This window comes from Alkalihalobacillus phoenicis, assembly GCF_047302405.1.
Taxonomy (GTDB): domain Bacteria; phylum Bacillota; class Bacilli; order Bacillales; family Bacillaceae_D; genus Alkalihalobacillus.
The window spans coordinates 4142479-4154625 of sequence record NZ_CP154853.1 but is presented as its reverse complement, the minus strand read 5'-3'; the positions used below and the strand labels follow the sequence as shown (position 1 = coordinate 4154625).

Here is a 12147-nt window from a genome sequence, read left to right as displayed (position 1 = left end):
CCCTACGCGTTCCGCGGGTGAACCGGGAGCCTCCTCACGACAAGTCGCTGCGGGGTCTCCCGTGTTTCACTAATCCCGCAGGAGTCTCCGGGCATTCCGCTCGTTCCGTTTTGGTAATCCAACGCATAGAATAACATTGAATGAAGTTTCTTCTCATTTAGTCTTAGAATCCTACTTTTTCAGTGGTCTCCAGGACGCGGAGCATGATTTTCGGGAGTGGTGAATTGAGCACCATTCATCGCCATCCACTTTGGTTCTAATAAATAGAAAGAAAGCCAGTAACATTTGACTCGTAAAAATGTTACCGGCTTTTCCTATCAGAGAAGGGGTTTGTCCCAGCCTCTTTCTTCATTATGGTAAATAGTCCATCGGATTTAATAGACTACCGCCACGGGTCACTTCAAAATGAAGATGAATGCCCGTAGAATCTCCAGTAGAGCCCATTACCCCAATTTGTTGGCCTCTTGTAACACTCTGACCAACTTGAACACTCGTCGATTTTAAATGAGCATATAAAGTCTCTAAGCCATTATCATGACGAATACGAATATAGTTTCCATAACCTCCACCACTTGTGACCGCTGTAACGGTTCCACTTTCAGCCGCATAAATACTGTATGAGCTTGGTCGGGCGATATCAATTCCTTTATGATAGCTTCCCCAACGCTTTCCTTGATGACTTGAAATATAACCACCATCTGCTGGCCACGCTAGTTCTGATCTTTCCTTCGTTCCTTTTCTAACGACTTCACTAACGGGCTCTTCAATAACTTGTTGATTCAACACTTCCTGTTCAACCATTTCGCCATTTAGTCTTACCGTTTTATATTCAACATGTTGTAAGCCAGGGATCCCTTTTCGCTCGACTTTCTCTTCCCCTTTAAAAAGGTTGCTATCTTCTTTAACCTCTATGTCAAAGTCAAGCTCTTCTTCTACTTTACTATGCTCGACAACTTCAATTTCTAAATATGGCTCTAATGTTTTTATTTGTAATTTATCCCCTGCTCTGATCACACTCTCTTTATTTAAATCCTCATTGAATGCAAGCAATTCCTTTATCGATAAATTTAATTCAGATGCAATTGTACCAAGAACATCGCCTTCTTTTACCTCATAATAAAATTCATTCTCTTTTCCTTGTTCTATTTCTTCAAATGCCTCTTCCACAGTGCTAACTTTTTCAGGTGAAACGAGCACTTGTTTACTTTCAATGTCCGTTGTAAAAGAAACCGAATTAATGAGCTTTTCTTCCAATTCTAACCCAATCTCTTTATCATTCATTTCGTTAGTATGAACCGGTTCACGCTCGCCACTTTCTGAAGAGGGCAACTTCCTCGCTACTTCTTCTTCATTCACTTTCAATGAACCTTCTTCTTGTAAAGAAAGCACATACTCTTCAAAAGCTTCCTCTTCAACTTGTTCTAAGACCATTTGCTTTTTTAACTGTGCGACTGCCTCTTGTTCAGCCAAATAAACAACCTCGTCTTCCTCAATCACAAGAGCTGTCGCCACAGCCTTTACCGTTAGTAACTCAGCTAGCTTTTCTTTCGTTTGTTCCGTATTCGCATTTGGGATAAAAACGAGCTCAGGTATAACATCAATCGTCTCTTTAAAATCAAAGGTTAGCCCGAAATGTCGCTCTTGCTCTTCTTCTAATAGCTCATTTAAAAAGCCCAAGTAATCTTCTTCATCATCGACTGTCCCAATAAACTCTTCTTCAAGATAAATATGATAAACCTTCTCCATCATCAAATCTGAACTAGCCAACACATTAGAGACACCTGAAATCGATAAGAGCAATACCATCGCTAATATCCAGTGTTTATAAATAGGTTGCTTTAAGCGTAAATCAACTGCTTGCTGTTTTTCTACTTTATTCCAAACTATCATAATCCTTTTAAAATCCTCTCGCCAATTGCCTGTAAACGTACAATCAGTTCTTTCTTATAATCTAATAATCTAGCTTTTGTATTTGAAATTTTCTTATATAAACCAAATAAACCTCCCCCATTCTAGCATAATTCTAATTAAGGTGAGTCAATATTACTAAATGAAATTGATTTGTAATCTTTTTGGATAAAAATTCATGATAAAAGTCTGCTTTTTCACATTAGCCAGCTTAATCAATAGTGAATAACCTAATTCTTTCTTTTCCTACTTCTTAAAATGACTATAATCACTAACAGCACCAACAGGGCAACTTATTGATTTTGCAACTATTCCCTAAAAAACAAAAAAACCGTCACATACCCTAATCGGATAAGAAACGATTTTAACTTCTAACAGGTGCACTTTTACGGTAACAAGTATAAAAGGCAGATAGGAGTTTTCCTATCTGCCTTTTATACAACTAATAACCATTCAAAAAATTCTACTAATATTTATCCAAATAAAAAAGCATGCCATTGCATACTGAACAAAAAGTAAAATCTATATAAAATGCCGACCAGAGGACTTGAACCCCCAACCTACTGATTACAAGTCAGTTGCTCTACCAATTGAGCTAGATCGGCATAAAAAAATGGTGGCTTGGGACGGAATCGAACCGCCGACACATGGATTTTCAGTCCATTGCTCTACCGACTGAGCTACCAAGCCAACTTAAAAATAACCGAAATATAAAACTCATGGCGGTCCGGACGGGACTCGAACCCGCGACCTCCTGCGTGACAGGCAGGCATTCTAACCAACTGAACTACCGGACCGTATTAAAGATAAAATAAAAATTGGTGACCCGTACGGGATTCGAACCCGTGTTACCGCCGTGAAAGGGCGGTGTCTTAACCGCTTGACCAACGGGCCAATACACTTAAAATTTAAGAGTAATGGTGAGCCATGAAGGACTTGAACCTTCGACCCTCTGATTAAAAGTCAGATGCTCTACCGACTGAGCTAATGGCTCCTATTATCTTGCTTGTCTTACTCGCCTTAGCGACAAGATTTATAATACCACAGACAAAACACTACTGCAAGTATTTTTATAAAATATTTTTATTTTTTTTGTGGAAACACAAAATTTCTAAAACAACCTTCATTAGCATATCGAAAACGTAGCGAAAACACAAGCCTTTCCTTGCATTTTCGCCGTTTTCATTTTCTTAACTAGTGCAATTAAGCAAAAACTCCACGAACAAGATTTGTTTGGTTACGATCTGGTCCAACAGAGAAAATCGTTAATGGAATACCTGTTAATTGGGAAACACGCTCAATATAATGACGAGCATTTTCTGGAAGTTCATGTAAAGATTTTACTCCTGTAATATCTTCCGTCCAACCAGGTAATTCTTCATAAACAGGTTCACATTCTGCAAGAACTTTAAGACTTGCAGGGAATTCTTCGACAACTTCACCACGATATTTATAAGCGGTACAAATCTTTAATGTTTCAATCCCTGTTAAAACGTCGATTGAGTTTAATGAAAGATCCGTCAATCCACTCACACGACGTGCATGGCGAACGACAACTGAATCAAACCAACCAACACGACGTGGACGGCCTGTAGTTGTACCATACTCATTCCCAACTTCACGAATTTGGTCACCAATTTCATCAACTAACTCTGTTGGGAATGGGCCATCACCAACACGAGTCGTATAAGCTTTTGACACCCCAACCACATGATTAATTTTTGAAGGTCCTACACCTGAACCAATAGTTACTCCACCAGCAATTGGGTTAGATGACGTCACAAATGGGTATGTACCTTGATCAATATCAAGCATAACCCCTTGCGCTCCTTCAAAAAGAACACGACGGCCATCATCAAGAGCATCACTTAAGACGACAGATGTATCACAAACAAGCTCAGCAATTTGTTGACCATATCCATAATACTCTTCTAAGATTTCTTCTTTTGTAAAACCAGTCGTCTCATAATATTTTTCAAAAAGACGATTTTTCTCTTCTAAGTTTCGAACAAGCTTCTCTTCAAATACTTCTTTATCTAAAAGATCAGCAATACGAATTCCGATCCGAGCCGCTTTATCCATATAAGCTGGGCCGATCCCTTTTTTCGTCGTCCCGATTTTGTTATCACCTTTACGCTCTTCTTCCACAATATCTTGTTTTAAGTGGTAAGGTAAAATAACATGGGCACGATTTGAAATTCTTAAATTGCTTGTATCAATATTACGTTCATGTAAATAAGTTAATTCTTCGACAAGTGCTTTCGGATCAATCACCATTCCGTTTCCAATTACACATACTTTATCTTTATAAAAAATCCCTGATGGAATGAGATGAAGTTTGTACTTTACTCCATCAAATACAATCGTATGTCCTGCATTATTTCCACCTTGATAGCGAGCGACAACCTCTGCTTTTTCTGAAAGATAATCTGTTATCTTTCCTTTTCCTTCATCGCCCCATTGTGTACCAACTACAACAACTGATGCCATCTGTTGCACCTCCGCCTCGGACGTACGAGCCGAGTATTTTTATTCAAAAACCATTGATTAGTATAACAATTTAAGGGTGAAACGTCAACAAAACACGAACATTATTGTAAAATTATTTTTAGTTTGTTCGTGAAAACACTCAAATAATTCTAATAAATGAAAGCTTTTTCAAGTTTAAATGCACATCCTATTATTTGCTACACGCTGCGATTATATGTATAAACCCTTTCATTGCTCATTAGCCTTTTATTCGTACTAATTTCCCTAGCACTCTCTTTTCATTACTTATCACCATCAACAAAACAAACATCTTTCATTAACAAAAAAGGACTGTCTCAAATGGTCGAATGACCTTTTGAAACAGTCCTGCTCTTTAAACTAACCTAATCCAATTCCAGTGGCAGCTTTATCTTAACGGCTCCACAATAACACAATCAAACTTAAGCTCCTGGCGGCATATCTCTTTCGTCATGACGCCGGTCTAAATTCACGAATTTATTATATTCTTTTACGAATGCGAGTTCGACCGTCCCAACTGGACCGTTACGCTGTTTCGCGATTATAATTTCGATAATGTTTTGATTTTCAGATTCTTTATCATAATAATCATCACGATATAAAAAGGCAACGATATCGGCATCTTGCTCGATACTTCCTGATTCCCTGATATCAGACATCATTGGGCGTTTATCTTGCCTTGATTCTACGCCACGAGATAGCTGTGAAAGGGCAATAACCGGCACTTCTAACTCCCTGGCAATCCCCTTTAATGTACGTGAAATCTCAGACACTTCCTGTTGACGGTTTTCGCCACTACGGCCATTCCCTTGAATGAGCTGCAAGTAATCAATCATAATCATACCAAGACCGCTTTCTTGTTTTAAACGACGGCATTTAGCTCGAATTTCACCAACTTTGATTCCGGGGGTATCATCAATATAAATACCCGCTTTCGCTAAACTTCCCATCGCCATCGTTAACTTTTGCCAATCCTCAGACGTTAAGGCTCCTGTTCTCATACGTTGGGCATCAATATTCCCTTCTGCACACAACATACGTTGCACAAGCTGGCTCGCTCCCATCTCCAAACTGAAAATCGCGACATTCTCATCCGTCTTTGTGGCGACGTTTTGAGCAATGTTTAAAGCAAAGGCTGTTTTACCAACAGAAGGTCTGGCCGCGACAATAATTAAATCGTTTCGCTGAAAACCAGCTGTCATTTTATCAAGCTCAACAAAGCCGGTTGGAATCCCAGTAATATCGCCTTTTTGATTTTGAAGCATTTCAATGTTTTCATATGTTTCAACAAGTACGTCTTTGATGGAAACAAAGGCACTTGTATTTTTACGTTGAGCTACATCTAAAATCGTTTTCTCTGCATCATCTAAAATGGCATCCACTTCATCTTCACTCGTGTATCCTTCTGCGGCAATATTGGTCGCCACGCGGATGAGACGTCTTAAAACCGATTTTTCTTCAACGATGCGGCTATAGTACTCCACATTAGCAGCGGTAGGCACGGCATTTGCCAAATCAGCCAAATAAGCCATTCCACCAATGTCATCTAGCCATTTTCGGTCCTGAAGCTCTGAGGTCAACGTGACTAAGTCAACAGGTTCTCCCTTTTCGGCAAGATCAAGCATGATTTCATAGATTCGTTGATGAGCCGCTCGGTAAAAATCTTCTGGCTGTAAACGCTCAGATGCCGTAACGAGAGCCGTATCCTCTAAAAAGATCGCCCCCAATACAGCTTGCTCAGCTTCTATATTTTGCGGTGGTGTGCGGTCAGCAAATAAATCACTCATACTCAATTTTCCTTTCTCAGGAATCGCTCTGTTAACAATAACTGCTTCTTATTGTTCGACAACATGAACCTTAACAGTAGCAATAACCTCTGGATGAATTTTAATCGGCACATTTGTATAGCCTAAAGAACGAATCGGATCATCAAGCAAAATTTTACGTTTATCTACTTTTAGTTTCATGGAAGCTAATGTCTCCGCAATTTGTTTAGTTGAGACAGCCCCAAACAAACGGCCACCCTCACCTGACTTTGCCTTAATCGTCACTTCTGCTGCTTCTAATTTCGCTTGATACGCTTTGGCTTCCTCTAACTCTTCTTCTGTCTTTTTTTGAACACTTTTCTTTTTCGCCTCTAAATCTTTTACATTAGAGTTTGTTGCTTCTACTGCCAAATTTTTTGGTAATAGGAAATTACGTGCATACCCTTCTGACACGTTTTTCACTTCGCCTTTTTTTCCTTTTCCTTTTACATCACTTAAGAATATGACTTTCACTTTAATTTCCCCCTTCTAATGTTTCATCAATCACTTCTTGCAATTTTACTTTCGCTTCTTCTATTGTAACATTTTCTATTTGAGTAGCAGCATTTGTAAGATGGCCACCACCACCTAAATGTTCCATAATGAGTTGAACATTTACGTTCCCTAAAGAGCGTGCACTAATCGAGACACAGCCATCCGTACGGTTGGAGATGACAAAAGAAGCGTCTACCCCTTTCATCGTCAACAATGTATCCGCCGCTTGGGCAATCGTTATCTGATTAAAGGTCTCGTTCTCATCTGCCGTAGCAATCGCATATCCTTGGCGATAGTATTCCGTATTTTCGACCAGCTGTGCTCTTTTCACATAGTGATCCAAATCTTCTTTTAACAAATTTTGAACAAGCGTCGTATCCGCCCCATTGGAACGTAAATAAGAGGCCGCATCAAAGGTTCTCGCGCCTGTTCGATTGGAGAAACTTTTTGTATCGACAACAATTCCAGCTAAAAGAGCCGTCGCTTCTAAACGATCGAGCTTCAATTTCTTTGGTTGATATTCTAATAGCTCTGTGACAAGCTCTGCTGTTGATGAGGCATAAGGTTCCATATACACGAGAACAGGATCATTAATAAATTCCTCGCCACGACGGTGATGATCAAGGACAACAATTCGCTCAACCCGCTCTAATAACTTCTCTTCAATTACCATACTCGGCTTATGCGTATCGACAATAACGAGTAAGGTCTTTTCTGTTACTTCCTCTAACGCTTCTTCTGGAGTAATAAATTGCGACCATAAATGATCATGAACTTCAATTTCCTCCATTAAACGTCCCACATCAGGATTAACATCGTTAGAATCTAAAATCACATAACCTTCCTTTTGATTCACTTCCGCAATTTTTAACACACCAATAGCGGCACCAATGGCGTCCATATCAGGGTTTTTATGGCCCATCACCATCACTTGATCACTATCTAAAACAAAATCACGTAAAGCATGGGATATCACTCTTGCTCGAACACGCGTCCTTTTCTCGACCGCATTCGATTTGCCCCCATAAAAACGAAATTTCCCATTTTTCTGCTTGATCGCGACTTGATCTCCACCTCGACCTAACGCTAAATCTAAGCTTGATTGAGCCAGTTGACCTAATTCACGAATTGACGTATCCCCCGTACCAATTCCAATACTTAACGTCAGTGGGACTTTTTCTTTTCCTGAAATTTCACGAACTTGGTCTATAAGCTCAAATTTATTTTGTTCAATCTTTTTTAAAACACGATGATTCATAATCGCGATAAATCGGTCTGAGGATGTTCGTCTGAGGAAAATATCATACTCCTGTCCCCAATTATTAATCGCTTGAGTGATTTGACTTACTAGCTTACTCCGAACTTGCTCCTCCAACCCTTGGGTCACATCATCATAGTTATCAAGTAAAAGAAAGGCGACGACCGTCTGCGTGTTAACAAATAACCTTTTAGTTTCTTCTACTTCTGTCACATCAATTAAATAAAACAGGCGTTCATCTTGTTTTAACTGGACATGATAGGAATTGGACTCGATCGAAATAATCTCTTCATCTATATTCTCTTCAATCATCTCAACTAACTTTTCATGAACTTCCTGTAAACCTTCACCGATCGTATCTTTGTCGATAATTGAGCTTACAAACGGATTCATCCACTGAATTTTTAAATGCTCGTTATAAAGAAGCATTCCAACAGGTAAATTCAAAACCGCTTCTTCTCCGGCCTTTTGGACACGGTAGGAAAGAGTCGAGACATACTCCTCCATATCTTTGATAAACGCATCTTTCGCTTGCCAAGCATAAATCAATAGACCTAATAACAGAATGAAAGTAATAAGACCGAGCTTCCAATTATAAAATGTTACGATCCCTACTAATAATCCGGTGAAAAGAAACAAGCCGATTACATGATATCCAGACAGGTGTCTCAGTAAGAACTTCGGCATATGGTCAGCTCCTATTTTTTCTTCTTATTCTTAATCCACGTTCGTAAATCAAAGCCTAGATCGATTATCCCTAGAATTTTGACGATTTCCATTAATGGCGAAAACAAAAAGCAAACAACGACGATGACAATAGGCCATGCTTTTGACTTATTGACTGTATGAAAATAATTAAAAATAAAACTAAACCCTTGCACAATCATCACAAACCCAAGAAGAAAGTAAAGGTTAGTAATAGCTAAGAACATCGTTGTTCCTTCTTCAAAGCCAATTAAGGAAAGTATCATAACAAGTAAAAAATACCAAATAAAGGAACGCGGAAACTTCCACTCTCTAAAAGGTGGCATCTTCTTATACTTAAATCCAAGACGTTTGAGTACCATATTACTTAAAGCAACCGTTATTACAGCTATGGTAACCCCACTCATCACAATCATAAGGGGAGCTAAATAAAGAAGTAAATCAGCCATTTGATACATTTGCTCAATCGCTTCTGTATTCCCCATCGAACCTAAAGTCGACTTAACAAAATCAATTTGAAGATACATTGAATCACGCCCAGCGGTCATTGGATCGATACCAAAAATCGCAGTACTGACCACATAAGCAATCACCATAGCGGTCGTAAAGGTCAATCCAGCTCCTAATATTTGAGAAAAACCACCTAAATTACGACGATAAATCTCTCCTATCACAAGCCCGCATGTTCCAAAAAATAAAGCAATTAACAACCCAAGTGGCCCTGTTAAAATAAGAGCTAAAAACATCGCAACAAGCCATGTAATTCCATTCGCTTTTAAGCCAGCTCGAACTCCAAATATGATAAAGGGTAATGGTAAAAACCATAAAAATAAAATTCCTAATATAGGGATAAATAATGTAGCTAAAAGAATAATTGAAAAAAGCGCCGCCATCATCGCTCCCTCAATTAACGTTCGTCGTTGTTCCACTAGTTCACCTCATTTTGCCAAACTCATAAGTTTTAGCTTCTTCAAGTTGAAGATGTTTCAAGGTAAACTAAAGCATCCTTAACTATAAAATACGCAAAAATGAACGCAATTATCGAAACATCTTTCACAGTTTTCCATATCTTTGTCTATTTTAGCTTATTTAAGTCTTCAGGGAAAGCGATCACCTATTATATAAGTAAAAAACCCCCGTAATGGAGGTTTTCGACAGTTGAAAGAATGGCTCATTCCTTTCAATTCATGGCAGCCGAAACAAGTACCGCCTTTATTCACTTAAACGGTCGCTTTTTTATTAACTTTCCCAAGTAAGTAAGCCACGAAAAATCCTAATATAAAGGTAATGATACAAATACTGATTTCCGCCAAAGTAGCTGGAATACCAGGATAAATAACAAATACAGAACCGGCAACCGCGCCAATCATGACCGCATAAGTTAAACTCTTATGGTAATAGAAGAAATATCGAACGATCTTACTCGTAATTAATAATCCAAGTAAAACACCACTACCAACCGTAATAAGGACCGGCATATGGAAGGTCGAAACTGCTTCAATAATCGTGGCATACACACCTAATATTAAAAATATTAACGATCCACTAATTCCCGGTAAAATGAGGGCTGTACTCGCAAGCCAACCAGATAAAAAGAGTAATACATACGTTTGCCACGTAAAAATTTCAATAATATTCCCTTTATCCTCACTAGCTAACGCCGTTAACCCGACTAATGATAAGGCAATCAAAAACAAAATATAATGTTTGGCTCCAAATTCCTTTTTATAATCAACATCCCTTAATAAGGTAGGAACGATTGCTAAAACGAGACCCATAATAAAAAAGAAAGTTGGATGTGGCTGATGTTCAATTAACCACCCGATCGCACGTGCTGCAATTAATATTGCTGCTCCCATTCCTAGACCAACATTAATTAAAAAAATGAAATGACGTTTCCACTCTCGTGTCGTAATTCCATTAATCGCTTCAATTAACCTTTCATATAAACCTATTAATAGAGCAACTGTCCCCCCGCTTACACCAGGAATAACTTCAGTAAGTCCAATTAACATTCCTTTAAAAAAACGCTCCAACTTAAACAAAAACTCAAATCCTTCCTATCTCATCTCTTCGTTCCATTAAGCTTGTTTTACTTTACTAATAGTATCATTTTTTTTCTCAAAAAAGCATCGAGTTTTGTCAAAGATAATAAAAGGGATAAACATATTTTACAAGTATTCAAACCAACTACATTTCGCTAAATCCACTTGCCCTTCTTTGATAAAAGGAATACCTTCTTTTTCAAGTAGCACCCTTTGCGGAACACCTTGAAAAACTGATTCAGGAGGTAAAATCCCATCTTTTTTTACAACACGGTGAGCAGGCACATCATCTGGCGCTTTACTTAAAGCCCAACCAACCATACGAGCATGATGAGGAGCATCCAAATAACGAGCAATTTGTCCATATGTAGCGACTTCTCCCTTCGGTATCTGTTTCACCGTTTTATAAACCCGTTGAAAAAATGGCTCCATTTATTTATTTTCACCTCTTTCAAAGCTAACGTACTTATGACGATTTGGTAGTGGAGTTCATGCATTATCTATAAGCCTGTAATCAAACTATTTTATAGAAGTTGAAATCACTAAAAACGGGTTACTTGTTAAAATAGGGTTACATTAGTCAGCTTTAGTAATCAAAAAAAAACAATTTGTGCCAACTATTAGCCAATAACTCAACTTTCGCAGAGTATGATTTCTTAACCGTTGATAGAGATTGACTTTACATAAAAGGTTCATCGTTGACAGTCTGAACATATCTCCTCGTAGGCTGTTGAAGGAAACTGTTCACTAAAATGAAGCGCTTCGGTTGTCGCTTAGGCCCTCCGGCGGTCGCTCCCAAACAGACACTCCGCGTCCTGCAGGAACCTCATGAGCCTCCTCAGCACGCTTGCGGGGTCTCATTGGACGGTTTATTCCTGCGGGAGTCTCCGTGTCTGTTTGTCCGCTAGATAATGGAATCGAATCTAGATTCAGTTTTCTCATTGAATAAAAAAATAGTCATTACTTCAACGTACATTAGCTTGAGAATGATTTTTCTCCTTCCATGACTCATTCCGTTACAGTTGTAAACAAATCAGTGTCGATGCTCTGTACGTTAGCTAGATGATCGAGCTGGTTTCGATAAAAATAGGTGGCAACTATCTATTTAGTTTCATAACCAACAAAGGGAAGAAGAAGGTCCTTCTGCGTTAGAAATAGCTGATTGAGAATGGCCCTATCATCAAGCATCTCCACGACACTTAGCGGACAAAACCATACGGAGACACTCCCGCAGGAATAAACCGAGCTTACTGAAAAAGTCTTATTCTCACCTTTACCGGGGAAGAATCTCAAATAATTAGGTGATTCATTAGATGATCTATTAGGGCTCAGCTGGTTTTTCTTTGACCAAAACGGAGCCAGCGGAATACCCGGAGACTCCTGCGGGAGAAGTGAAACACGGGAGACCCCTCAAGCGATGAGT

8 protein-coding genes and 5 tRNA genes are annotated in these 12147 nt (G+C 38.9%); all 13 read right to left on the bottom strand.

Features of this window, described 5'->3' with window-relative positions; translation table 11 throughout:
* Nucleotides 1–351 precede the first annotated feature (351 nt).
* The 13 genes from AA0017_RS19560 to AA0017_RS19500 all read right to left on the bottom strand — a co-directional run bounded on the left by AA0017_RS19560 (nucleotide 352) and on the right by AA0017_RS19500 (nucleotide 11156).
* Complete coding sequence (locus tag AA0017_RS19560) at nucleotides 352–1890, bottom strand: peptidoglycan DD-metalloendopeptidase family protein (protein WP_413377163.1); 1539 nt, start codon at nucleotides 1888–1890, stop codon at nucleotides 352–354.
* A gap of 550 nt (nucleotides 1891–2440) precedes the next feature.
* Nucleotides 2441–2513: transfer RNA gene (locus tag AA0017_RS19555), tRNA-Thr, on the bottom strand.
* A gap of 9 nt (nucleotides 2514–2522) precedes the next feature.
* Nucleotides 2523–2598, bottom strand: a tRNA-Phe gene (locus AA0017_RS19550).
* A 30-nt stretch (nucleotides 2599–2628) separates the two neighbouring features.
* Nucleotides 2629–2705 (bottom strand) — tRNA-Asp (locus tag AA0017_RS19545).
* A gap of 22 nt (nucleotides 2706–2727) precedes the next feature.
* Nucleotides 2728–2802 (bottom strand) — tRNA-Glu (locus AA0017_RS19540).
* 24 nt (nucleotides 2803–2826) lie between these two features.
* Nucleotides 2827–2902 (bottom strand) — tRNA-Lys (locus AA0017_RS19535).
* 209 nt (nucleotides 2903–3111) lie between these two features.
* The gene (locus AA0017_RS19530) at nucleotides 3112–4398 is read right to left on the bottom strand and encodes an adenylosuccinate synthase (protein WP_413377161.1); all 1287 of its coding nucleotides are present in this window, start codon (nucleotides 4396–4398) and stop codon (nucleotides 3112–3114) included.
* 440 nt (nucleotides 4399–4838) lie between these two features.
* Nucleotides 4839–6203 carry a replicative DNA helicase gene (dnaB, locus tag AA0017_RS19525; protein ID WP_413377159.1) on the bottom strand — a complete coding sequence of 455 codons (1365 nt, stop codon included), beginning with the start codon at nucleotides 6201–6203 and terminating at the stop codon, nucleotides 4839–4841.
* Nucleotides 6204–6251: 48 nt separating this feature from the next.
* Nucleotides 6252–6695 (bottom strand): 50S ribosomal protein L9, encoded by a 444-nt coding sequence (gene rplI / locus AA0017_RS19520; protein WP_413377157.1) that lies wholly within the window; start codon nucleotides 6693–6695, stop codon nucleotides 6252–6254.
* A 1-nt stretch (nucleotide 6696) separates the two neighbouring features.
* Entirely contained in the window at nucleotides 6697–8661 is a 1965-nt protein-coding gene (locus AA0017_RS19515) for a DHH family phosphoesterase (RefSeq protein WP_413377156.1), read from the bottom strand.
* Nucleotides 8662–8672: 11 nt separating this feature from the next.
* Nucleotides 8673–9608, bottom strand: a complete 936-nt coding sequence (locus AA0017_RS19510) for a YybS family protein (RefSeq protein ID WP_413377154.1) — start codon at nucleotides 9606–9608, stop codon at nucleotides 8673–8675.
* A gap of 291 nt (nucleotides 9609–9899) precedes the next feature.
* Entirely contained in the window at nucleotides 9900–10724 is an 825-nt protein-coding gene (locus AA0017_RS19505) for a DUF368 domain-containing protein (protein ID WP_413377152.1), read from the bottom strand.
* A gap of 126 nt (nucleotides 10725–10850) precedes the next feature.
* Entirely contained in the window at nucleotides 10851–11156 is a 306-nt protein-coding gene (locus AA0017_RS19500) for an MGMT family protein (protein WP_413377150.1), read from the bottom strand.
* Nucleotides 11157–12147: the final 991 nt, after the last annotated feature.

Excerpts from the sequence above, each read along its gene's own strand:
- AA0017_RS19560 (WP_413377163.1), bottom strand. The coding sequence starts at position 1,890 with ATGATAGTTTGGAATAAAGTAGAAAAACAGCAAGCAGTTGATTTACGC.
- AA0017_RS19530 (WP_413377161.1), bottom strand. The coding sequence starts at position 4,398 with ATGGCATCAGTTGTTGTAGTTGGTACACAATGGGGCGATGAAGGAAAA.
- dnaB (WP_413377159.1), bottom strand. The coding sequence starts at position 6,203 with ATGAGTGATTTATTTGCTGACCGCACACCACCGCAAAATATAGAAGCT.
- AA0017_RS19515 (WP_413377156.1), bottom strand. The coding sequence starts at position 8,661 with ATGCCGAAGTTCTTACTGAGACACCTGTCTGGATATCATGTAATCGGC.
- AA0017_RS19500 (WP_413377150.1), bottom strand. The coding sequence starts at position 11,156 with ATGGAGCCATTTTTTCAACGGGTTTATAAAACGGTGAAACAGATACCG.